Source organism: Pseudomonas inefficax, assembly GCF_032164165.1.
GTDB lineage: Bacteria > Pseudomonadota > Gammaproteobacteria > Pseudomonadales > Pseudomonadaceae > Aquipseudomonas > Aquipseudomonas inefficax.
The window spans coordinates 5350342-5375916 of sequence record NZ_CP134401.1 but is presented as its reverse complement, the minus strand read 5'-3'; the positions used below and the strand labels follow the sequence as shown (position 1 = coordinate 5375916).

Here is a 25575-nt window from a genome sequence, read left to right as displayed (position 1 = left end):
GGGAAACAACAATGACAATCCTCACCGGTACTACAGCGGCGCGCGCCCCTGCCGCCACCACCGAACAGCGCCTGAACGGCCTGCTGCTGCGCAAATTGATGCCACTGCTCATCGTTGTCTACGTGATGAGCTTCCTTGACCGGACCAACATTGCCCTGGCCAAGGCCAGCATGGGCATCGACCTCGGCCTGTCGGCAGCGGCCTACGGCCTGGGCGCCGGCCTGTTCTTCCTCACCTACGCCCTGGCCGAAGTACCCAGCAACCTGATCATGCACCGGGTGGGCGCACGCTTCTGGATCACCCGCATCATGATCACCTGGGGCCTGCTCTCGGCGGGTATGGCCTTCGTTCAGGGCGAAACCTCGTTCTATGTCATGCGCCTGTTGCTCGGGGTCGCCGAAGCAGGCCTGTTCCCCGGCGTGATGCTGTACCTGACCTACTGGTTCGACCGTGAACAACGTGCCCGCGCCACGGGTTACTTCCTGCTGGGCGTGTGCCTGGCCAATATTCTCAGCGGCCCGCTGGGCGGTGCCCTGCTGGAAATGGACGGTGTGCTGGGCTGGCACGGCTGGCAATGGCTGTTCGTGCTCGAAGGCCTACCGGCAGTGGCCCTGGCCTATGTGGTATGGAAAAAACTGCCCGATGGCCCGGCCTCGGCGCCCTGGCTGTCGGCCGCCGAAGCCGCGGACATCGAGCGCCGCCTGGCTGCCGAGCGGGCCGCCGCACCGCAGCAGAGCAAGTTGCGGCAGATGTTCCGCGACCGGCAGATCTGGCTGGCGATCGTGGTGTACTTCGTGCACCAGATCACCATTTACACGGTGATTTTCTTCCTGCCAGGCATCATCGGCACCTACGGCGCGCTGTCGCCCTTCCAGGTCGGCCTGCTGACCGCCGTACCGTGGATTGCCGCCGCCATCGGCGCTGCTAGCTTCCCGCGCCTGGCCACCTCACCGCGCCGTTGCCGCACCTTGCTGTTCGGCGGCCTGCTGACCATGGCGGCCGGGCTGCTGCTGGCGTCGCTCGCCAATTCGTTCATCGGCCTGATCGGGTTTTCGCTGACTGCCTTGATGCTGTTCGTGGTGCAGTCGATCATCTTCGTCTTCCCCTCCAGCCGCCTGAGTGGCAGCGCCTTGGCAGCAGGGCTGGCCTTTGTCACCACCTGCGGCCTGTTTGGCGGTTTCGTCGGCCCGTCGGTGATGGGCCTGATCGAGCAGACCACCGGCAGTACCCGCAATGGCTTGTGGATCATCGCCGCGTTGCTGGTGGTTGCAGCGCTGGCCAGTACACGCTTGCGGCAAGGGCAGGAGCAAGCGAATCGCTGACAAGAGGCGTTTGCCTGCCAGGGCCTCATCGCCGGCAAGCCGGCTTCCACCTCGACCACACCGGCCTCAAGCCATGTGCAAATACCTGTAGGAGCGGCCTTGTGTCGCGATGGGGCGCGCAGCGGCCCCAGGGTTTCAGCTTCGCAGCAAAGATTGCCGGGGCCGCTGCGCGCCCCATCGCGACACAAGGCCGCTCCTTGTATCTCGACTTTCGCCTCACAAGAGGCGAAAGTTCTCGACTGATCATCGAGGGAGGGTCATGAAGCGGAGCCGCTCCAAGGGCATCGAGCCCGTATTGTAGATAACGCTCTGGCCCTCCAACCCCACTCGAACAGTTCGAACGGTATCTAGTGCCGCCCCCCGGCGTGAGCACGCATTCGCAAGGTTGAACCGAGTGCTGGGTGATCGAAACTTCGTTGTCTGAGGGAGAAGATCATGTCTGTTGTTGTTGGCGTCGATGTAGCCAAGCGATCTTTCGATATTGCAACTCCACTTCCCAATGGGAAAGTCCGTACCAAAGCCAAGCTGGCCAATAATCCGAGTGGTTTTGAGCAATTCGCAACCTGGCTTGAGCAACATGCCGAACCACGTGCCTGGGTTATCATGGAGGCCACTGGCACTTATCACGAAGCGCTTGCTGAGTGCTTTCATGCCAAGGGTTACCGGGTGTGTATTCTGAATCCCGCCGTGATTGCCAAGTTTGCCGGAGCGGACCTTCGACGCGTCAAAACTGATAAGGCTGATGCCAAGGTTATTGCTGCTTACGGTCAGCAGAAAAAAGATTTGCTTCGTCAGTGGAAGCCTGAGCCGCCAGCTCAGCGGCGCTTGCGGGCCTTGGTGCGGCGTCTGGACGACCTGAAAGAGATGCAGCAGATGGAGCAGAACCGTCTGGATGTGTCGCAGATCGCTGTCCAGGAATCGATCAGAGCTGTAATTGGGCACATCAGCGAAGAAATAGCGAAAACCCGTAAGGCTATTGAGCAGACGATCGATGACGATCCAGACCTGCGCCAGCGACGAGAACTGATTACGTCGATTGATGGCCTGGGAGACACCACGGCCGCGCTGATCCTTGCAGAACTGGGTGATCCGCTGAAGTACGAAAGCCCGTCAGCCATGGTTGCGTTTGCAGGCCTCAACCCGATGATCCATCAATCGGGAGAGAAGATTGGCCAATCGACCATTTCCCGTACAGGAGCCCCAAGATTGCGCGCCGGCTTGTGGATGCCAGGCACTGTCTCGATCAGATACAACCCGGTCGTGAAGGCACTGGCAGAGCGTTTGAGCAATCGGCGTAAAGCCTACAAGCAGATAGTCTGCGCTGCTATGCGTAAGCTTTTGCACCTGGTGTATGGCGTAGTGAAATCCGGCAAACCGTTTGACCCTCAAATCGCTCTTGCGGGGTGAGGGTCAAGACGGTATCTACAAGGGCCAGTGCTGGCTAAGACAGTTGCCCCCACAGGATAGGCGGAACGCTTGCAGGCTCGGTACTCCAAGCGACCCGGCGATGGGTTGCAACGCAACCCCGGCGGCTCAAGGTGTAACCCCGGCAGGCCTGCCGCAGCGTAGCTCAAGCACCTGGGCCAGGCGCTCCACCGCCTGTTGCAGCTCCCCCGGGTGATCACCCAGCCACGCCATCGCCAGGCACTGCTGGTAGCGGCCCTGCAGGCTGAACTGCTCGCCCGGTAGAGCATGCAGTGCTGAGCCAGCCAGCGCTGCAGCAATACCCTCCCAAGGCAGCGGCTGGCGAAAGCGCACCCATAGTGCCCGGCCACCCTCCGGCGTTTCCAATGCCACCCGCTGGCCGAACTGCAGTCGCAACTCACGCGCCAGGCATTGCATGCGCTTTTGCAGGTCCGTGCGCAGTCGTACCAGTTGCGCCTCGATCTCGCCTTTGCCCAGCATGTGCGCCAGCGCTTGCAGGCGAAGCGGTGCAAGCCGAAACGCGCGCTCCGCGAAAGCCCTGGCCAGCCCGGCGTCATGGCCCAGCAGATAGGCATAGGGCGCCTCGCTCCCCACTGCAGCATCGAACGCCCCCATCACCAATAGCCAGCGGGGGTCGACCCAATCACGCAGGCGCGCATTCGGCGGGCCGCTGTAACAGTGTTCACTGTCCAGGTCGTTTTCCAGCAACCATACAGGGTGCTGGCCAAGCAGTTGACCAAGCTGCTGCTGGTAGTGCGGTGAAACCAGCCGCCCCTGCGGCATGCCAAGGCACGACGGCATGACCAGCATGCACACCGGCTCGCTGGCCAGCAGCCGGGCCAGGGTGCGCAGGTCCGGATTGCCGCGGGCATCCAGTGGTACCTCCAGCACTCGCATGTCGGCACGTGCCAACGCGCGTAGCACCTGCCAGCAGCAGGGCGACTGCACCACCACGGTCCCGCCTTGCAGGGCCAGCGCCGCCAGCAAGGTCCCCAACAACGCCTGCACATCCGGGGCCAGCTGCACATCCTCGGCACGCCAGTACTGGTTGGAGGAACGGGTATAGCGTTCGGCGACGGCATTGCGCAGGCGGGCGCTGCCGTGCGAGTCCCACGGGGCAACACTGTGCGTGCGCTGACGTGCCAGGCGCCGCTCGTGGGTGAACAGGGTACGCTCCAGCATCGGCTGTGCTGGCAAGGGCATCTGCCGAGGCATGGCTGCAGCATCCCTCTTGGCAACGCCTTGTACGTAATAGCCCGACCTGGGCAGACACTGCACACGGCCCTCTTCTTCCAACAGACTGTAGGCACACTGCACGGTGGCCAATGACACCCGCAACCGCCGGGCCAACACGCGCAGCGACGGTAAACGGCACGGGCCACTGCGTGGAGCCTGGTCGATCAGGGCTTCCAGGTAGCGATATACCTTGCGATAGGCGAACTCGCCGGCGCCCGATTGCCCCATCAAGGCGGCCCCGCATGACCACGCCGCCGCCCCACCGCCCGCCGTGGCAGCAACCTCAGCTGTATATCGCGACGGGCCAGGTGGCTCATCAGGCGCCACGAGGCCAGCGGCAGGCCCCCGCCGTAGATCAGCCTGAGTTGCCCCAGCGGCAGGCCGCTGGTGTTCACCAGCCAGTTTTTCACCGCATCAGGGCAGGGTTTACCCTGCAAGGCCCGATGCAGGTATGGCAGCGCCACCAGCATATCGACATGCCAGCACTGCAGAAAACGCTCCAGGTTCTTCCCCTGCCTGGCAAACGGGCTGAACAGCAGGCACACCTGCTGGATCTGGTTGATGCCGTATGTCTTGCCGAACTGCAACTGATGCACATCGCGCCGCTTGTTGGCACCCGGCTGGCCGGCCAGCCGCAATGCCGGGCGACTTGCCTGCGGCTCGAGACTGCGTGCGTGCAGTTCCTGCAACTGCGCCGGGGCCAACGGCTCGACGAACGCGGCCAATGGCCAGGCCTCCTGGGCGGCCTCGAAGCGACAACCGAGCATGAGGTCGAGCTGCTGCTCTTCGAGCAACGGTGGCAGCAGATCGTCAATGGCAATTACTCGCACTGGCGTAATCTGCGGCGTGGCCCCGGAAGTCTGTTCGGCCTGGACGCCCGATGAGCCCCCGATGTTGCCGAGCAGGCGACTCAGCCCCTGCGCCAGCGTCGCCAGGCACTGATGCACCACATGCGGACCATGCTCCCCTGCCAGGCGCAGGCTGCGCCGTGCCCAGGCCAGGTACCGGCGGCGCTGGCGCGCGGGGATGGCGGTGATCAATACATCCGCAGGTGAATGGGCCTGCAGCGCAAAGCCCACAGCGGCCGCCAGCTCCAGGTGCAGGCGACTCCCCAACAGTGCTTCGGGCCTGGGGTCGACCAGGTGACCGAACATCAGCATGGCGTCCTTGGCCAACAGCCAGCTCTCGGGCGCGGCAAGGGCATGCCGGCTGAACGGCACCACTTCGCGCCCCTTGATCATCTGCAGTTGCACCCGCGGGTCATCCTGCAAGAACAGCGCATTGAAACTGCGCTCATGGCATTCGAGCGTGGCACTGTCAGCCACGGGCAGGCTCACTACGAGCACCCGAAGCTGGAAAGTAACCGGCGCGCGCAGGGCGATACTCAGTTGTGCGGCACGCAGCATGGCCAACAGCCGGGCGCTGCGGCGATCGTTGCCCTGCAGCACCAGCAAGCGGTAGGTACCGATGTATTCGGGCCCGCCAGCAGCAACCAGTAGCCGTTGTATCAACAACTGCAAGGAAGCACGCTGCGCTTGTGACATATGACTGAGCAAGCGCTCGAGTACCTGCTGGTAGATATAGTGCATTGCCTGGTCGTGAATAGCAGTCACGAAATCACCTCATCAACTTCATGCAGCCAGCGCACGTTGTTCAGAGGACCTGAACATCAACATGCCCTGAACTTTTCCCGAAGAAATTTCCTACAACTAATTGGAAGTAATGACGTAACCAGTCACTGTCGCCATGACATCGAGAAAAACGCATCGTCGCGACGCCCCGCCGCTGCCATACACTGCCCTGGCCTGGGCACAGCCATGCTCATTCCACGCTCCTTGCGCTAAACATCATTGAGCCATTATCAAGGGATGCAAGGCGAATAGAAGATACAGATCAGGGTAAAAAAACCATTCAGCGGAAGTGAGAAAACACATTGACTGCCGGGCAATAACAGTTCAAGACAAAAAGCTTGGCGGAATATTTCGACGAGAAACTGAGCGACTGTTTTAAATATAGTCTGCGTCGTTTTTTATTGTAGGAACATTCTTTTTTTAAACGTCAACCAGTCTGTACCGGGCACAAAAAACCCGGGACTCTGCCCGGGCTTCTGATAATGCAGACCGCTTTCAGTGCTGCGCCATGTCCAGTACCACACGCCCGCCGCACGGGCACTGGTCCATGTAGCGATGCGCCTCGACCACCTGCTCGAACGGGTACACCTTGATGATCTGTGGTGTCAGCAACTGGTCGGCAGTGAACTGGTTGATATCGCGCAGGGCGCGCTGCAACGCCACCTGATCCTGGCTGATGCCCAGTTCCGGCTTGCCGGTGAAGTTACCGATGCAATGCACATAGAACTGGATGTTCTTCTGAAACGCCGCACAGGCCGGGAACGGCGTCTGGTTGCCACCTTGCAGGCCATACAGCACCAGGCTGCCACGCGGTGCCAGCACATCGCCCAACAACGACATCTGCGGCCCGCCCATGCCATCGAGGACCATGTCCACGCCACGGCCATCGGTGTACTTGCCGACCTGCAGCAACAAGTCCTGCTCTTCGGTGACGATCACCTTGTCGGCGCCCAGGCCCAGCAGGTACTCACGCTGTTCCGCCTCCTTGGTGGCAGCGAACACCTTCAGCCCCAGGGCCTTGCCCAACTGCACGAAGGCAGGGCCCGCGCAGTGGCTGGCATCGGTGACCAACGCGGTTTGCCCGGCTTTCGCCCGGGCCAGGTCGACGTAGGCGAAATAGGCGATCAGCAGCGGCGTGTAGTGCACGCTGGCCTCGATCGGGGTGAGCACATCCGGATAGCGGGTAATGGCCGAACGCGGCAGCACGATGACATCGCCATACACCGGGTGGTCGTTGGCACTGGTGGCCGGGAAGCTGGCAACCCGGTCGCCCACCGCAATATCCTCGACCCCTTCACCGACCGCGGTCACCACCCCCGCCATCTCGTGGCCGATCCCCGCCGGCAGGCGTGCCTGGGACGGTGCCAGGTTCTGGCGCCAGAGCACGTCATACCAGCTGACGCCAACCGCCTCGACGCGGATCTGTACCTCGTCGGCAGCAGGTGACGGTTCGGCCTGCTCCTCGCAACGGAGCACATCGGCAGCGCCGAACTTGTGGAAACGGATCATGCGGGACATCGCATACCTCGCCTTTGTGAACCTCTAATTACCACGGACTTTATCCGGGCTTTGCCGGTTAGGCCATCAGTGGTCATTAATAGTCGACATGCCTGTCATCGATTGGGCACCTGACTTTCCCTGCGATTGGTCCCCCTAAACCCGTGCAGGGTACCAGCCTTTGGCCTTAAGATTCACCTCTGCCCCACTTTAGGCGAAGCGCAACGATGAATCGAAACGACCTGCGTCGTGTAGACCTCAACCTGCTGATCGTGTTCGAAACGCTGATGCATGAGCGCAGCGTGACCCGTGCCGCGGAGAAACTGTTCCTCGGCCAGCCCGCCATCAGTGCCGCCCTTTCGCGCCTGCGCAACCTGTTCGACGACCCGTTGTTCGTGCGCACCGGCCGCAGCATGGAGCCCTCGGCCCGGGCCCACGAAATCTTCGCCCTGCTGTCCCCGGCGCTGGACTCGATTTCCACCGCGGTCAGCCGCGCCGCCGAATTCGACCCGGCCACCAGCAATGCGGTGTTCCGCATCGGCCTGTCGGACGACGCCGAGTTCGCCCTGCTACCGCAGTTGCTCAAACGCATTCGCGCCGAAGCGCCAGGTATCGTGCTGGTGGTGCGCCGGGTCAATTACCTGCTGATGCCGACGCTGCTGGCCTCGGGCGAAATCTCGGTGGGGGTCAGCTATACCAGCGAACTGCCAGCCAACGCCAAGCGCAAGGTGCTGCGCCGCAGCATGCCGAAACTGCTGCGCGCCGACAGTGTGCCCGGCGCCATCACCCTGGACGACTTCTGCGCCCGCCCGCATGCGCTGGTGTCGTTTGCCGGGGACCTGTCGGGGTTCATCGACGAGGCCCTGGAGGAAATTGGCCGCCAGCGCCACGTGGTGCTGGCGGTGCCGCAGTTCAACGGGCTGGGGAGCTTGCTGGCGGGCACCGATATTGTCGCTACGGTGCCGGACTACACGGCGGACGCGCTGACCGCGGCGGGTGGGCTGCGGGCCGAGGACCTGCCGCTGGAGGTGCGCAGTTTCGAGCTGCACATGGCCTGGCGCGGGGCGCAGGACAATGACCCGGCGGAGCGTTGGTTGCGGTCGCGGATACAGATGTTTTTTGGGGATCCCGATAGCCTGTGACTGACTTCCACCGGGATCCAGAAATACTAATAGATTCAGCACCTTACCTATTAATCTAATCCAAAGCCGTCCGTCGCATTCCACTCATTTCCGACGCACCTGCGGGTATATTTTTGGGTACTTTTCCTGTTTCGAAAAAAAGTACCCGCACATGACGACTTCCCTCTCTACGCCTGGATTGCGGCGAAAACTCAGCGATGCCTTCCTGCGTGCCATTGCCGAACCCGGCAAGTACGCTGACGGCGAGGTTCCCGGTCTGTATCTTCATGTCCAGGCCTCGCAGAAGTCGAACAAGCCTGCTGCTAAATACTGGCGGATGAGGTATCGCCTGCATGGTAAGGAAAACGTGTACGCGATCGGCCGTTATCCCGACATTGGCTTGAAAGACGCCCGCGACCTGGCCCGAGCCGCGCGCCAGAACGTAGCCCATCACGTCGCCCCGCTGAAGGCCAAACGCAAGAAAATCGCCGAGCAGTTACTCAATGAGGAACGCACCTTCAGTTACGTAGCCGAACAGTGGCTGGCCTTCAAATCGCACGACCTCGTGAGCAAATCCCTCGCGGGTTTTCGCGGCGCGTTGAACAATCACATCCTGCCCACGATCGGCAGTATCCCCGTCAGCGAGATCAAGCTGGACCATATCGTAGAGATCATCGCTACCCTGCGCCGGGCACGCACACTGGCCATGGCCAAGCGCGTGCGGACCATCATCCGTGCCGTGCTCGGTTTCGCCGAGGGTCGAGGCTGGGTGGAACGCAACGTGGCCCTGAGCAACACCGAAGAACTCAAGGTTCGCCATGTGGTGACTAGTAATCCCGCGATCGAAAGACCAGCCGATTTGGGTCACTTTCTGCTGCGCCTGGATCAACTCAGCCCAAGCAGTGTGAGCACAGCGATGCGCTTGCTGGTGATGCTGCCCGTTCGCCCTGGCGAGCTGGTGAAAATGCGCTGGGAAGACGTCGATCTGGTCAGCGCCGATTGGCGTTATATAGTTGGGAAGACCCGCCATCTGGACAAGAGCAAACACATCGTGCCACTGCCGGAGCAGGCCCTTGTGCTGTTGCGTGAACTCCATGAACGGCGGGTAGTGGATGAAGCAGGCAATGGCTGGGTCTTCGTCTCACCAGTCTATCCAGGCTACCCAATTGACGCCACGTCCCTGGCCAAGGCTTATCAGCGGATATGGCCGGACTACCCCATCACCGCGCACGGATTCCGCGCCACCTACCGCACCATCGCCCACGAGCATTTGGGCGTTGATCCGATTGTATTGGAGTTGTCGTTGTCTCACCGAATGCCGGGCGCGCTGGGCTCGGTTTACGCGCGCGCCCAACTGCTGCCACAACGCCGAGAGGCAGCACAGCAATGGGCGAATTACTTGGATCAGCTACGCAAAAATGCCGCGCTTTTAGCGCACACGGAATAAGCCAAATGTCCACATGTCCGGCAAGGACCGTCCGCAGCGATGAAAGCGGAGCGGGAAACGAGACTCGCATCGGGCCTGCGAGCTTTTGAAATCTAAGGGTTTACAGCTATCCCTGAAACAGGGATGGCCTTGATTCTGGACTCATTCTTCAAGGCTTGCAATCCCTTGAGTTGTGGACGAACGGTTCGTCACGTCGGCCTTTTGAAGATCGACACAACGTCGCAGAAATCATATTAACCAATGATCAGATTCCGCAGAATCCTGATCTGCGGCCAACGCAGCCATTCGCGACTAATCGGTTGGCGAATAGCTCTGCCTTGTTGGCAATGCCGTTCGAGTGCTCAGATAACACTCTTACTTTTGAGACAACTAACGCTAAGCACCTGATTTATAAATGAATAAATTTTGGCACCCGTATTGCTGCAAGGTGAATTACCATTTCTCCCCAAGGTGCTTTGCCATGGAAATACCCCGCCCTATTCCTGCAAATCTGGAGTCCCAGCAAGCGTGGTGGCAGTACGATATCGAGACTGCGAGAGGTCAGCCCTCCCCCGCGTTTAAGGGAGGGGCCAGATATGACGTCGTAGTCATCGGCGGTGGCTTCACCGGCCTTTGGACAGCGTTGACCCTCAAGCAGCGCAGGCCGCAGTTGCAGGTCGCGGTTCTTGAAGCCTTCCGCGTTGGAGATGGCGCAAGCACCCGCAATGGCGGAATCGTTCACGGGTACTGGCAGTCGCTAGCGTCCAACGTCAAGACGCTGGGCGTAGATGCCGCCCTTGACCTCGCTTATCTCGGAAGCCGGGCGCAGGATGCGTTTCGGGCTTACGCCAGCGCTTGCGATAACGATGTCGACTGGCGGGAAGCCGGCAACCTGCGCGTCTCGACCTGCCCCGCCCAGGAGCGGCAGCTCGATGAGTTCCACCAGCAATGCCAAGGCTTGGGCGTCGAGCGCTACATCCAGGCGCTGGCGCCCGAACAAGTCAGCGAGATCATCGGCAGCCGCACCTTCGGCAAGGGGCTGTTCTTCCCGGAAGCCGGCAATGTCCACCCGGGAAAGTTGATGCTGGCGCTCAAACGCTCGGCATTGCAGGCTGGCGTAGAGCTGTTCGAGAGGAGTTCCGTACTGCGGATCGATGACACCCAAGGTGTGAAGACCCTACGCTTGCCGGACGGTGTCGTCATGTCGCCCCAGGTGGTCCTGGCGATCAACGCCAACCTTGCCAGGATCCCCGGGCTTGCGTCGCACTTCAGCGTGTTCTCCAGCTTCGCGGCCATGTCCGAGCCTGCCGAGGACGCCCTGAAGAGCCTTGGTTGGCATCGGCCCGTGGGCGTCAACGATGCGCGGATGTTTTTGCACTATTTTCGCAAGACGGCTGACGATCGGGTACTGATGGGTTCGGGCTCCGGGCCGATCGGCTTTACCGGGGGAGCTGATCACCCGCGGCTGCGCTCGGACCCGCAGAGTATCCAGCGGGCACAGGCCGGGCTGGCACATTTGCTTCCGTCCTTTGCCTCGACCCCCATCGCGAAGAGCTGGGGCTGGCCCATCGATGTCTCGGCTGACCGCATTCCGTTTTTCCGGACCTTGCGACCGGGCATCCACTATGGCGGCGGTTACTCGGGACACGGTGTTCAAGCGACCTGGATTGCCGGGCAATGCCTATCGTCGCTTGTGCTGGGCCAGCAGGACGAATGGAGCCGGTCGCTGTTTTGCACCCGGCCACTACCGTCACTGCCGCCGGAGCCCATCAAGTATCTGGGAGCCAACGCCATTCGCTGGGGCATCTTGAGCTGCGAGGAAGCAGAACAGCGTCGGGAGCGGGCACGGTGGACCGCGAAAGGCGTCGCTGCGCTGCCGAAATTGCTGGGGTTGCGAATCGGGGTTCGCTGATGCAGAAGGGGCCGCAGCGCGGCCCCTTTTTGGTGGGTTACTTGACGTAGCCGACTTTGATGTTCAGGTCGACCTTATGTGGCTTGCGTACCTTGAGCATGTAGTCGACAAAGAAGTAACCCGTCAGAGCCAGTGGCAGTACCGAGAACATGACGAAGGATCGGGTGGCTGCATAAGCGTTGGCTTCCAGCCAGGCCGGGGACTCCGTCGCCAGAGCCCGGAACGCGTCGCTGCCACCTGCCGCTGCAATCTTGAAGCCGTCATACAGCTCGCCCATCCACGGCACCACGACATAACCGGAAGCCATGCCGGCAGCACACATCAAGCCGATCCCCAGCGAACCGGTGTTCGGATAGCGCTCGGAAACGACCGCCAGCATGTTCGGCCACAGCAATGCGGCGCCAATGCCCAGCAAGGCCGTGGCGGCCATGGTCACGTAGGGGTTCTTGGCGTAGGCCAGACCGAGTACCGAGACGAAGATGGCCAGGCAGGCGAACAACAGGATGGTGACCGCATGCACGCGCTTAAGGGCGAACTCCGCCAGGCCACGGGCAAACAAATAGGCAATGGCCACGTAGATCAGCAGCCAGGTGCCCTTGATCCCGGAAATCTGCCCGACCACGATATCCAGCCAGTTCTGCGGCACGGTTTCGCAGGCCAACGCGAAGAACATGACACCGACCATCACGAAGATCCCGGGTTTGACGAACAACTCCTTGAACATGCCTTTGAAGCTGACGCCGTTACTGACGCGCTCGGTAGGCGGGAAATCAACGAAAAACAGCATTAGCAAAGCCACCGAAGCCGGTAACAGCGACAGGGCAAACATATAGCGCCAGTCAAAGCTCGCCGATTCCAGCCCCACCGCCAGCAGACCCGCCAGCATCCAGCCAAGCGGCCAACTGGTGTGCAAGCGATTGAGCTTGGCAGCCTTGTCGGCCGGGTACAACGAAGGCACCACCGGATTGACCACAGACTCGATGCAGCCCCAGCCGACGCCATGCAGCAATGCCCCGAGCCACAAGGTGTCGTAGGCCTGCGCACTGCCCGGCACGGCCATGATCATGACGATTAGGCCGGCATTGAAGATGACCAGGCCAGCGAACAGGACACGCTTGATCTTCAGCGCATCGATGAAAGGCGGCAACACAGTATTGCAGATCGTGAATCCCAGATAGGTGACCCCCAGAATACCGCCGATCAGCGCCGCGGAGGTCAAGGGTGAGGTGGTATCGAAGAACACCGCCTTGAGCGTTCCCGCGAACGAAAGCTTGAGCATCATGGCGAATCCGGCCGCGAACAGGGCTATCCAGCACACTAGGAATGCTCGGGAAATATTTTTTTGCGCATACACCGGGTCGAACGATTTATCGGTCATCTTGTTGTTCTCATTTACACGCACTGCTGATGCAGAATGCCATTAGCCATGGAGGGCGCCCTGTACATTCCGTCGGATACTCCGCCGTCTATCGCCAGCGGAAAGGACCTGCCGGGCCAACAGCCTGGCAGGCTAGTTCAGAAGCCTGCGCGGAACGATGCCCAGGCCTGCAACCAGTCGTCATAGGTGGCATACAGCTCCGATTCGCGAGGTGGCTGGCCCTTGAGCGGCGACTGCTGCAAGACCTCGTCAATCCGCTCGTAGTCGAACAGCGAACGGGTTGCCGCATCCATGTACTGCACAGCCTTGCGGTTGACCACGGCCGAGCTGGCCGCCTTGCTCATCTCGGCCTGCACCTGCGGGTCCAGAGCCTGATTGATGAAGGCGAGCGCCGATTCGACGTTCACCGAGGTCACCGGGATGAACCAGGCATCCGCCCATACAGCCCCACCCTCCTTGGGGAACACGTACTCGGTTTTCACACCTTGCTTGGCTGTCTGCAAGGTCGCCGCTGTCCAGGTGCAGAAGCACGCGGAAATTTCCTTGGCGACGAACAGCGAGGCGACGTCCCCGTTACTGGAGGCGAAGGTACGGCACTGCTCGCGGTAGGGCATCATCTGTTCCCAGATGTCCGCCAGGTCCTCGCGGGAAACATTGGGGAACTTGTCGCCATGCCCGGTCACCTTGGCCGCAAGCGGCCAGACAGTCAGGGGATTGTCGAGGAAGGTCAGGCGTCCCTTGAATTCGGGGCGCAGTAGGTCCTTGAAGCTGGTGACCGGTTCCTTTACTTCCTGCGGGTTGATGACGATGGTGTCGACGCCCCAGGTCCAGGGAATACCGAAGCGCTGGCCGTCCCAGAACCACATGTCGCCGTCGTAGAAGCGGGAAATGATGTCGGTGGGGTTGTAGTTGGGCACCTGCGCCACATCGATCGGCTTGAGCAGTCCGAGCCCTTTGTAAAGTTCGTTGTAGCCGTTGGAGTACTCCGAAAGGTCCAGCCGGACGCCACCGCCCATGAGCTTGGCGGTGACGTCGTCCTGGCTGCCCATGATGCTCGCGTTGACCCGCAGATTGTTCTGCTTGATCCACTGCGCCGCTTCGTTCTGCAGCGTGTAGCCTTCCCAGGTCATGATGTCCAGTTGTCCACCAACCGCTGCGCGAGCCTCGGGAACCCAGCGTGCTAGCGTTGCACCAGCGGCTACTGCTGCGGCACCCAGCATCAGCGCGCGCCGGCTCAGGTGGGGATTGAGGGGTGATATCCCGGAAAGACCGGTCGGATCTCTGTGATCTGCTGACATTGGCGCATTCCTATCCTGAAGAATTGTTGTTGGCAGGATTGAAGCTGTTCGTCACGCTCTGGCGTCAGCGCGCCTCTGGTGGGCCGATCTGATCGCCATAAACCGAAGGAGCAAGACCGGTGCCAAGTTCACGAGTATTTGCAAGATACTGAATTAAATGACTTTTTATTAAAACCGGAGTCACCACTTACGAGCTTTCTCAGGAATGCGAGCTGAGGCTTTCATTGCTGAGAAAGCAAGATGAAAAAACCCGCCGGTGGTTACCACGGGCGGGCTCTGATGACGCATTGTCGAGTCAGACCAGGCGTGCCTGCTCGTCGGCATGGTATGAGGAGCGCACCAGCGGTCCTGCCGCGACATTGTCGAACCCCATCTCCCGGCCGATCTGCGCAAAACGGGCAAACTGATCGGGATGCACATAACGCTGCACGGGAAGATGATTGCGGCTGGGTTGCAGATACTGGCCCAAGGTCAACATGTCGACCTGATGTTCGCGCATCCGCGCCATCACTTCGATCACCTCATCGTCGGTTTCACCCAACCCCAGCATCAGGCCAGACTTGGTCGGCACCTGGGGCACTCTCGTCTTGAAGCCCGCGAGCAGGTCCAGTGACCATTCGAAGTCCGATCCCGGGCGCACTGCGCGGTAGAGCCGTGGCACGGTTTCCAGGTTGTGGTTGAACACATCCGGCGGTGTTTCGGCGGTCACTGCCAGAGCGATATCCATTCGCCCACGATAGTCCGGCACCAGGGTTTCGATACGGACCTCCGGGCAACGACTGCGGATTTCCCGCAGGCAGGCGGCGAAGTGTGCCGAGCCGCCATCGCGCAAGTCATCCCGGTCCACCGAGGTGATCACGACGTACTTGAGGTGAAGCTCGGCAATGGCGATCGCCAGATTGCGCGGCTCGTCCACGTCCAGCGGCTTGGGCCGTCCATGACCGACATCGCAGAACGGACAGCGCCGGGTACAGATGTCGCCCATAATCATGAAGGTCGCCGTGCCACCGTTAAAGCACTCGCCCAGATTCGGACAGGCGGCCTCCTCACAGACGCTGTGCAACCTGTGCTTCCTGAGCAGGGCCTTGATCCGCGATACTTCCGGCGACGCCGCGATGTCCACGCGGATCCACTCCGGCTTGCGGGGGATGTCCTCGGTTGGCAGGATTTTGACCGGAATGCGCGCCACCTTGCCGGCGCCGCGCAGTTTTACCCCGGTCATTACCGGCCGGGCGAATTCGTTTGCGACATCAGGTCGGGTCATCGTCGCCTCGTCAGCCACGGTAGTAGCGCTGTGGCACGAACGGCGTCTTGCACACGCGCATGGGCACGGCCTTGCCCCGCACTTGGGCATAAACCACCGTGTCCAGCCCCGCGTACGGCGCCGCCAGCAGCCCCATTGCCAGAGGGCCTTCGAAACTTGGGCCGAAGCCGCCACTGGTCACCCTGCCGATCAACTCGCCATCCTCCCTGAAGAGCTCGACACCCTCGCGAACCGGCATGCGCTCCAGCGGCACCAGGCCAACGCGCTTGCGATAAGCGCCTTCGCGTTGCTGGGCGAACACTTGCTGGTATCCGGGGAAGCCCCCAGCACGCACGCCGCCTTCCCGCCGCGCCTTGGAAATCGCCCAGCCCAGGCTGGCCTCGATGGGCGAGACACTGCTGTCCATGTCGTGCCCGTACAGGCACAGCCCCGCTTCAAGGCGCAGCGAATCGCGGGCCCCAAGGCCGATGGGGACGACTTCCGGTTGATCCAGCAACAGCCGCGCCAGGGTTTCCGCATGCTCGACCGGCACGGAAATCTCGTAACCATCCTCGCCGGTGTACCCCGAACGACTCACCTGGCAGACGATTCCGCGAATCTCGACGGCCGCGAACTGCATGAAGGTCATCTGCGCCACAGCTGGCGATAGTCGCGCCAGCACCTGCGCGGCCAGCGGCCCCTGCAAGGCGAGCAACGCATGGCTGTCGAACAACGATACGACTTCACACTGATCCTGCAACTGCCGCAGGTGAGCAAGGTCTTGGTCCTTGCAGCCGGCATTGACCACCAGGAACAGGTGATCTCCGGCGTTGGCGACCATCAGGTCATCGAGGATCCCACCCTGCTCGTTGGTGAACACCGCGTAACGCTGCATCCCCACGGGCAAGTCGACGATGTCCACCGGTACCAGGGTCTCCAGGGCCTTGGCCGCGCCCTCCCCGACCAGGCGGATCTGACCCATGTGGCTAACATCGAACAGGCCTGCCCGGGCCCGGGTATGCAGGTGCTCCTTGAGCACGCCCAGCGGGTATTGCACCGGCATGTGGTAGCCGGCAAAGGGCACCATTTTTGCACCCAGGGACAGGTGCAGGTCATGCAAGGGGGTTTGCTTGAGTGTCATGGCATCATCCTCGGTTTCACAGCCCGTAGACCGGGAATGCGCAGCACAGGCGTGCTACCTGTTGCGCCACATGGGCTTCCACATCGGCGTCGCCGAGGTGATCGAGGATGTCGCAGATCCAGCCGGCCAGCTCCTGGCTTTCGCTGACGCCCAGGCCCCGGGTGGTGATCGCCGGCGTGCCGATGCGGATACCGGAGGTCACGAAAGGCGACTGCGGATCGTTGGGCACTGCGTTCTTGTTTACCGTGATGCGCGCCCGGCCGAGCGCAGCGTCCGCGTCCTTACCGGTGATCCCCTGGCGGATCAGGCTGACCAGGAACAGATGGTTGCGGGTGCCATCGGAGATGACTTCGTAACCTCGCGACTTGAACACCTCTGCCATGGCCACGGCGTTGTCCAGCACCTGCTGTTGGTAGACCTTGAACTCGGGCGTCAGCGCCTCCTTGAAACACACGGCTTTCGCTGCGATCACATGCATCAGGGGACCACCCTGTGCCCCAGGGAACACCGCCGAGGCCAGCTTCTTCTCGATATCGGGGTTGCTACGGGCCAGGATCAGGCCACCGCGCGGACCGCGCAGGGTCTTGTGGGTAGTGGTAGTGACCACGTCCGCCAGACCGACCGGGTTGGGATAGAGCCCAGCAGCGACCAGCCCGGCGACGTGGGCCATGTCGACGAACAGGTAGGCCCCCACCCGGTCGGCGATATCGCGGAAACGCTGGAAGTCGAGGACCTGCGAATAGGCCGAAAAACCCGCGACGATCATCTTCGGACGATGCTCGAGCGCAAGGCGCTCGACTTCGTCGTAGTTGATCAGTCCCTTGGCATCGATGCCGTACTGGACAGCGTTGTACAGCTTGCCGGAAGAGCTGACCCTGGCCCCGTGAGTCAAGTGACCGCCATGGGCCAGGCTCATGCCCAGGATGGTATCTCCCGCGCTGAGCAGCGCCAGGTAGACAGCCGCGTTGGCCGAGGAACCCGAGTGCGGTTGCACGTTGGCGTAGTCGGCACCGAACAGCGCACAGGCACGGTCGATGGCCAGTTGTTCGACGACGTCGACGTGCTCGCAGCCACCGTAGTAGCGCTTGGCCGGATAACCCTCGGCGTATTTGTTGGTCAGGGCTGTGCCTTGAGCGGCCATCACCTGGGGACTGGTGTAGTTTTCTGACGCAATCAGCTCAATGTGATCTTCCTGGCGCCGGGTCTCGCTGTCGATCGCGGCGGCCAGGACGGGGTCGAAGTCGTTGAGGGTCAGACTTTTGTGGAACATGGGATTCTTCCTGGATGAGGGGGAACCCGGCGGGGGCAGCACCGGCGCCGGTGTTCCGAAGCTGATTCAGACGTCCTGATAGCTTTCGATCGAAGGGCAGGCGCAAGTCAGGTTGCGGTCACCGTAGACATTGTCAACACGCCCCACCGGGGGCCAGTACTTGTCATTCGAATGCCCGGCAGGGAAAACCGCCTGGTCACGGTCGTAACCGTGATTCCAGGAACCGGTCAACTCATGGGCCGTGTGCGGTGCATTGCGCAGCGGGTTGTCATCACGGTGCAGCAGGCCACTTTCGACCGCATGGATTTCTTTGCGAATGGCGATCATCGCCTCGCAGAAGCGATCGAGCTCCTCCAGCGATTCGCTTTCGGTCGGTTCGACCATCAACGTACCGGCCACCGGGAAGGACATGGTCGGGGCATGGAAACCGAAGTCGATCAGGCGCTTGGCAACGTCCTCGACGCTGATTCCGCTGCTGTCCTTGAGCGGACGCAGATCAAGGATGCACTCGTGGGCGACCAGGCCGTTTTCACCGGTGTAGAGCACCGGGTAATGCTCCTCCAGGCGCCGGGCGATGTAGTTGGCATTGAGTATCGCCACCCTCGAGGCCTCGCGCAGCCCCACGCCGCCCATCATGCGGATGTACATCCAAGTGATTGGCAGGATGCTCGCGCTACCGAAAGGCGCAGCGCACACGGCGCCCCCCTTCTGCTGCAAATGAGCGTGTCCCGGCAGGAACGGCGCCAGGTGCGACTTCACACCGATAGGGCCAACCCCCGGCCCGCCACCGCCGTGGGGAATGCAGAACGTCTTGTGCAGGTTCAGGTGCGAGACATCGCCGCCGAACTGCCCTGGTGCGCACAGCCCGACCATGGCGTTCATATTCGCCCCGTCGATATATACCTGACCGCCCGCAGCATGGATGATGTCGCAGATCTCGCCGATACGGCTCTCGAACACGCCGTGAGTCGAGGGATAGGTGATCATCAGCGCCGCCAGCTTGTCGCTGTGCTGCAAGGCCTTGGCCTGCAGATCGTCGACATCGACGTTGCCTCGGCTATCACAGGCGACGACCACCACGCGCATGCCGGCCATCTGCGCGGTAGCCGGGTTGGTGCCATGAGCGGACGAGGGAATCAGGCAGACGTCCCGCCCACCCTCGCCACGCGACTGGTGATAGGCACGAATGGCCAGCAACCCTGCATACTCGCCCTGCGAGCCGGCATTGGGCTGCAGCGATACGGCGTCATAACCGGTGGCCTGGCAGAGCATGGTCTCCAGCTCGTCCAGCATCGCCTTGTAGCCCTCGGCCTGATCGGCCGGCGCGAAAGGATGCAGGCTGCCGAACTCAGGCCAGGTCACCGGAATCATCTCGCTGACGGCGTTGAGCTTCATGGTGCAGGAGCCCAGCGGGATCATGCTGCGGTCCAGGGCCAGGTCCTTGTCGGCCAGGCGGCGCATGTAACGCATCAGCTCGGTTTCGCTGTGATAGCGGTTGAACACGGCGTGGGCCAGAATCGCCGAGCGGCGGTGCAACTGCTCGGGTAAGCGCCCGCCCGCCAGATCGGCCATGTCGTCGAAATCCGGAACGTTGTTCGCCTGGCCAGCGAACAACGCCCACAACCGCTGCACCGAAGCCGGTGTGCAGGTCTCGTCCATCGAGATGCCGACGCGCTGATCGTCGATGAAGCGCAGGTTGATGCCAGCCTTGGCGGCACGTTGGTGCAGTTCGCTGGCCGGCAGGGTCGCCATCACGCTGAGGGTGTCGAAGAAATGGTATTGCTCGACCGTCTGCCCCAGGTGTTCGAGGCCTTTTGCCAGGATCGCGGTCAGTCGGTGGGTGCGCCGGGCGATGTCTTTCAAGCCCTGCGGGCCGTGATAGACGGCATACATGCTGGCGATGTTGGCCAGCAGCACCTGGGCCGTACAGATGTTGCTGGTAGCCTTCTCGCGACGGATATGCTGCTCGCGGGTCTGCATGGCCAGGCGCAAGGCCGATGCCCCGTGGCGATCCACCGAAATGCCGACCAGGCGGCCGGGCATGTCACGCTTGAAGCTGTCACGGGTGGCGAAAAATGCCGCGTGAGGGCCACCATAGCCCAAGGGCACGCCAAAGCGCTGGGCGCTGCCGATTACCACATCGGCGCCAAACTCGCCAGGTGGGGTCAGCAGGGTCAGGGCCAGCAGATCGGCTGCCACCGCGAGCAACCCGCCAGCAGCCCGCACATGGCCCGCCAGCTCGGCATGATCATGAACCGCGCCAGTGCTGGCCGGATATTGCAGCAAGACACCGAAATAGGCACCAAGGTCTTCCGGAGCCAGTTCACACTCATCCCCCACTACCACCTCGATAGCCAGCGGCGCGGCGCGGGTGCGCAGTACATCGATGGTCTGCGGATGGCAGTGGGAAGAGACGAAGAATGCTGGCGCCCTGTTGCGCGCCAGACGTCTGCAGAAGGTCATGGCTTCAGCGCAGGCGGTCGCCTCGTCCAGCAGCGACGCGTTGGCGATGTCCATCCCGGTCAGGTCGCTGACCAGGGTCTGGAAGTTCAGCAACGCTTCCAGGCGCCCTTGGGAAATTTCCGGCTGATACGGCGTGTAAGCGGTGTACCACGCCGGGTTTTCCAGGAGATTGCGCAGGATCGGCGCTGGCGTGAAGCACGGATGGTAGCCCTGGCCGATGTGTTGGCTGAACAGCTTGTTCTTGCCAGCGATCTGCTTCAGGTCGGCCAGGGCCTCGGCTTCGCCCTGCCCCACGGTCAACGGCAGCACGCTGGTGCCGCTGATGGTATCCGGCACAACGCTGGCGATCAATTGGTCCAGACTGTCGTAGCCGACGACCTGGAGCATGACCTGGGTCGCCCGCTCGTCCGGCCCGATATGACGCCCTACGAACTCACCGCGGGTGTCGAGTTGTACTTTATTGCTCATAAGCACTGTCACTCCTGCTGGCGCAGATAATCCTGATAACCCGTTTCATCCATCAGGTTGGCCAGGCCACTGGCGTCGGTCGGCAGGAAACGGAAGAACCAGCCCTGGTCGAGGGGAGAGGCGTTGACCAGCTCCGGCTCCTGGGCCACAGCCTCGTTAACGGCAACCACCTGGCCGGTAAGCGGCATGGTGATGTTGCTGGCGGCCTTGACCGATTCAAGCACCACCACTTCCTGGCCGGCCTCGTAGGTTTCAAGGTCCGGCAACTGGACGAAAACCACGTCGCCCAGTGCCGATTGCGCATAGTCGGTGATGCCGACGGTCAGCTCGCCGTTGTCTTCCAGGCGCAGCCATTCGTGATCGGGAGTGAAACGCACGCTCATGGGGTCTTTCCTTTTGGAGTTGTTGTTGGTCAGGTACTTGGCTTCAAACGCTCAGCGCTACGCGCAGAGCCGGGACTTCGGCCTGTTCGATCCGGGTGCCCATCTCCATGTCCAGGCGGCAGGCCACCAGGTCGGCGATGGTCAGGATCGGCAGGTTGTACCGTGCTGCGTAAGCATTGATGGCCGCGCCGCGCATCATCGTGCCGTCGGGGTTCATCAGTTCGCAAAGCACGGCGGCCGGCCGCATGCCGGCCAGCACGGCGATCTCCACACTGCCTTCGGTGTGTCCCCGGCGCTCGAGCACCCCGCCCCGTCTGGCCCGTAGCGGAAACATGTGTCCAGGACTGACGATGCGGCGATGCAACGCGGTCGAGGCCAGTGCCGCCTGCACGGTGGTGAGGCGATCCTGGGCCGACACACCGGTGGTGATGTTGTCCGCCGCCTCGATGCTTACGGTGAAACCTGTGGTGTACCGCGACTCGTTGTGCGGGACCATGGGTTTGAGCCGTAGCATGTCGACCGTGGCCTCGTCCAGGCAGAGACAGACGATGCCACTACCGTCGCGGATCATCATGGCCATGCTCTGCACCGTCATGTTTTGTGCCGCGACCACAAGGTCGGCCTCGTTCTCGCGATCGTCGTCGTCGAGCAGGATAACGGGCAGGCCGCGTCGATACGCGTCGACGGCGGCCTTGACGTTACGGTGGCGAGAAAGGATCGAGCTCATCATGTCGTTATCTCCGAAGGTTGCATCGGGCGCTCGGGTCTCAATAGCCGCGCTCGAACCCGACCTGCCCGTCGAGGGGCTGGCCGGATTGGTACTTGCGCAGGTTGCACAAGAAGAAATCGATCATTGCCGCAGCGTCGGTGGGGCCGGCGACATGGGGGGTGAGCATCAGGTTGGGAGTGACCCAGAACTGGTGCGAGGGCGGCAGTGGCTCTTTGCGGAACACGTCCAGCACGGCGCCGGCCAGTTGCCCCTGTTCGAGCGCGTGGACCAGATCCCGGTCGACCACTGCGTTGCCACGACCGATATTGATAAACAGCGCATTGCCAGGCAGCGCGCTGAAAAAGGCGCTGTCGAATAGATCCCTGGTCTGCGGGGTGTCGGGCAGGACGTTGACGACATAGTCCGCTTGCGCCGCCATTGGCAGTAGCGCTTCCAGGCTTCCCACACGCTCCACGCCGACCACTGCGCGCGGGCTGCGCTGGATACCGGATACCTGCATGCCCAAGGCGCTCAACCCGGCGGCAATATGGGCACCGATACTGCCAAGCCCGGCGATCAGCACGCGTTTGCCGGCGAGCCGAGGCGAACTTGCCGGTTGCCAACTGAAGCGACTCTGGGCGAACGGATAATCAGCAGCCTTCCAGGCATGGGCCAGCATGTGGTGCAGGACGTACTCGAGCATCGCTGCGCCAAACACCCCGCTGGCACGGGTGAGCTGATAACCACGCGGTACGCGGGGATCGAGCATGGGCGTCACCCCAGCCCAGGTCAGTTGGACCCAGCGCGGCCGCAGGCCGCGGTCCAGCAATTCGATGACATGTTCCGGCGCGCCCAGCCAGACATCGCAGTCGCCTTGGGCATCGACTTCATCCCGTGTGCGCAGCGGCAGTTGTGCATGGGCCTGGCGAATCAAGACATGCAGCTCGGCGCTGTCAGGGTCTGCCAGCAGAACCGTGGGCAGCGAGGCGTTGGTCATTGCGCTCTACTCCGAAAGTGAACTCCAAGTCACTTGAGCAAGCGCCGTGCCATAAAGAAAAAATCAATAAAATCAGAAAGTTGAACACAAAAAACCTGCTGTCTTTCAGGATTGAGACAGCAGGCTCATTTTTGCAACGCCAGATTCGCTACAGGCTAATACCGTAGCGCTTGATCTTGCGATAGAGCGTCGCCTTGCTCATACCAAGCGCCTTGCAGGCCGACTCGACATTGCCTGCGCTAGCGGCCAGGGCCTGGCTGATGGCCTTGCTTTCTACCTGGTCCAGGGTGGTCCGGGCATTCACGCCGGTAACATGCACAACCAGGTCGGCGGCATCGTCCAGTGCTTCGGTATCGATTGCTGGCCTGTCCGGCGCGGGCTGCTCTGGTACCGCCCGCTCCGGCGCGACAGGCGCCAGGCGCTCGGCGAAGGGCCTGATTCGGTTCTCGAACGGCAACACGATGTCGCTGGCACGCAGCTCACCACCGTCGGCGAACAACGAGGCACGGTGCAGCACGTGACGCAGCTCGCGAACGTTGCCCGGCCATGAGTACTCAAGCAGCTTCTTCCAGGCGGACGGCTTGAGCACCGGCACCGGATCGTCACCGCATACACCCTGCAGCACCGTCTCGATCAGTTGCGCTTTGTCTTCCCGCTCACGCAGCGCAGGCAAGTCGATGATCATCCCGGCCAGGCGGAAGAACAAGTCTTCGCGAAATTCGCCGGCCGCCACTTTCTCATGCAGGCGCTGATTGGTTGCGGCGATGATCTGCACGTCCACCCGCACCGCTTTGCCACCGCCCAGTGGTGAAACTTCGCCACTTTCCAGCACACGCAGAAGGCGAGTCTGCAGGGCCAATGGCATATCGCCGATCTCGTCGAGGAACAGCGTGCCGCCGTCGGCTTCCATGAAACGCCCCTGACTGCCATCCTTGTTGGCCCCGGTGAAAGCGCCCTTGCTATAGCCGAACAGCTCGCTATCAATGAGCGATTCAGGCACCGAAGCGCAGTTGAAGGCGACGAAGGGCGCCGCACTGCGCTCGCCTTCCTGATGGATGGCCTTGGCCAGGGTGTCCTTGCCGGCGCCAGTTTCGCCAAGCAGCAGCAACGGCAGGTTCTTGTTCATCACCTTGCGGATCAGGCGCACGTTGTCCTGCATTCGCGAATCCTGTCCGGCGCAGCGTGCCAGGGAGCCCGCCACCTCCCGTGGCGCACGTGAGCGCGCCTTCGCCCTCTCAGCTTCGGCGCTGCGCATGGGCTGCGCTGGGCTGGCGATCAGCAGGAAGTCCAGGCGTTGAGCCGAGTGGAGCAGTTGCACCGTGGCCACGCTGCGGAAAATCTCCAGGGATATGGCCGACTGCGGGCAATCGATGACCTCCCACAGGCGGCGCCTGCCCAACTGGTTCGCTTCCACGCCAACCAGGCGCCGCGCGCCATGGGTGGCGCCAACGATCAGCCCACCGGCGTCGACCGCGATCCACGCCGCAAGGCCGGCGGTACCGCACACTTGAAGGATGAAACAGTCCTCAAAACGCAGGCGGAACAGGCGCTGCTCCAGCTTGTTCGAACTCTGGATTGCCAGCTTGTAGGCGATATGATGGGCATTGATATCGACGTGAGGGTTGCATGTGGTCAGGTTGAGCACGCCTTGCAACTGGCCGTCAGGATTGTAGAAGGGCGCTGCGACGCACGCCTGGCCAGAAAGGTCGTAGTAGAAGTGGTCATCGCGAAAAACCGCGACCGGGCGTTGCTCGGCGATACTGGTACCGATCCCGTTGGTACCACCCACCTCCTCGCGCCAGATCGAACCAATACGGTCGCTCTCGCAGTAATACACATGGGAAGGCTTGATACTCTCTGCGATGATCACACCATCGGCATTGGCCAGGCTGGCGTGATAGCCGACGTCACTGAGCACGCTCATCAAGCCGTTCAGCGTACTCAGCGCATGTTCGAACGCGCGCTCGCCAAAGGCCTGCTGCAACCGGCGGACCTCGGCGGCATCGACCACCGGCACCAGCGGTTCTTGGTCGGGGCGCAGGCCGACCTCCAGGCAACGTCGCCAGGATTGCCCGCAATGCTCTCGAAGCAACCCGGACTGGCCACCCGACGCGTCACGATCCAGCTCATGTGAATCTCCATCGGCACCGGAGCTAATCCGGGCCAGGTGTTGCTGCACGCTCATCATTTTTATTGTACCTGCTCGACATCCAGGGATTGTCGGCCTGGTTCATGGCCGGTTTTACCGAAATTTAATGCAAGATTGAAACCAGTAAACCTGCCTGTTTCAGTCTCCACGGTTTCCGATCCCGAGATGCCTGCCAGGCCCTTGGCACGGGCACGCGCGAGCCCCCCCCCTGACACCGCCACCTTATCCTTGAGGATGCCGCCAGCGGACGGGCGTTACCAGAGTATCGGACATTTTCCTGCGAGCGGCGCACAGCTCGTCGCCCGCACCCACTGTCTCATTATCGAGAAGCTTGCCCGCGACCTTGTCTCAGCAATGCGGCAATCGTTAAAAAACAAAAATAAAACGTTATATATCAATTAGTTAGATGATAAAAAACTCTTGGCATCCTTGTTGCTAAGTCCTGTTACGGATGGCTGCCAGCGACCACGCATCGCCAGCTTGCCCTGACGTCGACACCACCAATA

General features: G+C 61.7%; 18 protein-coding genes. 5 read left to right on the top strand and 13 right to left on the bottom strand.

The annotated features are described in order from the left end of the window. The first annotated feature begins 11 nt into the window (after nucleotides 1-11). Entirely contained in the window at nucleotides 12-1322 is a 1311-nt protein-coding gene (locus RIN61_RS24180; protein ID WP_313854643.1) for an MFS transporter, read from the top strand. Nucleotides 1323-1757: 435 nt separating this feature from the next. Then, nucleotides 1758-2729 carry an IS110 family RNA-guided transposase gene (locus RIN61_RS24175; RefSeq protein WP_207880112.1) on the top strand — a complete coding sequence of 324 codons (972 nt, stop codon included), beginning with the start codon at nucleotides 1758-1760 and terminating at the stop codon, nucleotides 2727-2729. 126 nt (nucleotides 2730-2855) lie between these two features. On the opposite strand, the gene RIN61_RS24170 is transcribed toward RIN61_RS24175, so the two are convergent. The 3 genes from RIN61_RS24170 to RIN61_RS24160 form a co-directional block, all read right to left on the bottom strand. Next, nucleotides 2856-4211, bottom strand: a complete 1356-nt coding sequence (locus RIN61_RS24170; protein ID WP_215520987.1) for an aminotransferase class I/II-fold pyridoxal phosphate-dependent enzyme — start codon at nucleotides 4209-4211, stop codon at nucleotides 2856-2858. Beyond that, nucleotides 4211-5596, bottom strand: a complete 1386-nt coding sequence (locus RIN61_RS24165; RefSeq protein WP_112249299.1) for a hypothetical protein — start codon at nucleotides 5594-5596, stop codon at nucleotides 4211-4213. The genes RIN61_RS24170 and RIN61_RS24165 overlap by 1 nt, the downstream gene beginning before the upstream one ends. Before the next feature lie 513 nt (nucleotides 5597-6109). Then, nucleotides 6110-7132 carry a zinc-dependent alcohol dehydrogenase family protein gene (locus tag RIN61_RS24160; RefSeq protein WP_112249301.1) on the bottom strand — a complete coding sequence of 341 codons (1023 nt, stop codon included), beginning with the start codon at nucleotides 7130-7132 and terminating at the stop codon, nucleotides 6110-6112. Between the two features lie 206 nt (nucleotides 7133-7338). On the opposite strand from RIN61_RS24160, the gene RIN61_RS24155 reads away from it, so the two are divergent. The 3 genes from RIN61_RS24155 to RIN61_RS24145 all read left to right on the top strand — a co-directional run bounded on the left by RIN61_RS24155 (nucleotide 7339) and on the right by RIN61_RS24145 (nucleotide 11570). After that, complete coding sequence (locus RIN61_RS24155; protein ID WP_243432407.1) at nucleotides 7339-8253, top strand: LysR family transcriptional regulator; 915 nt, start codon at nucleotides 7339-7341, stop codon at nucleotides 8251-8253. A 151-nt stretch (nucleotides 8254-8404) separates the two neighbouring features. Beyond that, complete coding sequence (locus tag RIN61_RS24150) at nucleotides 8405-9679, top strand: tyrosine-type recombinase/integrase (RefSeq protein WP_313854637.1); 1275 nt, start codon at nucleotides 8405-8407, stop codon at nucleotides 9677-9679. Between the two features lie 460 nt (nucleotides 9680-10139). Next, complete coding sequence (locus RIN61_RS24145; RefSeq protein ID WP_313854635.1) at nucleotides 10140-11570, top strand: NAD(P)/FAD-dependent oxidoreductase; 1431 nt, start codon at nucleotides 10140-10142, stop codon at nucleotides 11568-11570. Between the two features lie 37 nt (nucleotides 11571-11607). On the opposite strand, the gene RIN61_RS24140 is transcribed toward RIN61_RS24145, so the two are convergent. The 10 genes from RIN61_RS24140 to RIN61_RS24095 all read right to left on the bottom strand — a co-directional run bounded on the left by RIN61_RS24140 (nucleotide 11608) and on the right by RIN61_RS24095 (nucleotide 25108). Next, complete coding sequence (locus tag RIN61_RS24140) at nucleotides 11608-12948, bottom strand: MFS transporter (RefSeq protein ID WP_313854632.1); 1341 nt, start codon at nucleotides 12946-12948, stop codon at nucleotides 11608-11610. 137 nt (nucleotides 12949-13085) lie between these two features. Continuing rightward, entirely contained in the window at nucleotides 13086-14078 is a 993-nt protein-coding gene (locus RIN61_RS24135; RefSeq protein ID WP_313854630.1) for an ABC transporter substrate-binding protein, read from the bottom strand. A gap of 463 nt (nucleotides 14079-14541) precedes the next feature. Further along, complete coding sequence (gene lipA, locus RIN61_RS24130) at nucleotides 14542-15510, bottom strand: lipoyl synthase (RefSeq protein ID WP_313854628.1); 969 nt, start codon at nucleotides 15508-15510, stop codon at nucleotides 14542-14544. A 10-nt stretch (nucleotides 15511-15520) separates the two neighbouring features. Next, on the bottom strand, nucleotides 15521-16630 hold the full coding sequence (gene gcvT, locus RIN61_RS24125; protein ID WP_313854625.1) for a glycine cleavage system aminomethyltransferase GcvT: 1110 nt from the start codon (nucleotides 16628-16630) through the stop codon (nucleotides 15521-15523). A 16-nt stretch (nucleotides 16631-16646) separates the two neighbouring features. Further along, nucleotides 16647-17900 carry a serine hydroxymethyltransferase gene (gene glyA, locus RIN61_RS24120; protein ID WP_313854623.1) on the bottom strand — a complete coding sequence of 418 codons (1254 nt, stop codon included), beginning with the start codon at nucleotides 17898-17900 and terminating at the stop codon, nucleotides 16647-16649. 66 nt (nucleotides 17901-17966) lie between these two features. Next, complete coding sequence (gene gcvP / locus RIN61_RS24115) at nucleotides 17967-20831, bottom strand: aminomethyl-transferring glycine dehydrogenase (RefSeq protein ID WP_313854621.1); 2865 nt, start codon at nucleotides 20829-20831, stop codon at nucleotides 17967-17969. 8 nt (nucleotides 20832-20839) lie between these two features. Then, a complete protein-coding gene (gene gcvH, locus RIN61_RS24110) occupies nucleotides 20840-21214 on the bottom strand; it encodes a glycine cleavage system protein GcvH (RefSeq protein ID WP_274094604.1) in 375 nt (124 codons plus the stop codon). Between the two features lie 43 nt (nucleotides 21215-21257). Continuing rightward, nucleotides 21258-21944 carry a 3,4-dihydroxy-2-butanone-4-phosphate synthase gene (ribB, locus tag RIN61_RS24105; protein ID WP_313854617.1) on the bottom strand — a complete coding sequence of 229 codons (687 nt, stop codon included), beginning with the start codon at nucleotides 21942-21944 and terminating at the stop codon, nucleotides 21258-21260. A gap of 37 nt (nucleotides 21945-21981) precedes the next feature. Beyond that, nucleotides 21982-22920, bottom strand: coding sequence for a D-2-hydroxyacid dehydrogenase (locus tag RIN61_RS24100; RefSeq protein ID WP_313854615.1), 939 nt, complete (start codon nucleotides 22918-22920; stop codon nucleotides 21982-21984). 148 nt (nucleotides 22921-23068) lie between these two features. Further along, complete coding sequence (locus tag RIN61_RS24095; RefSeq protein ID WP_313854613.1) at nucleotides 23069-25108, bottom strand: sigma-54-dependent Fis family transcriptional regulator; 2040 nt, start codon at nucleotides 25106-25108, stop codon at nucleotides 23069-23071. Between the last annotated feature and the right edge of the window lie 467 nt (nucleotides 25109-25575).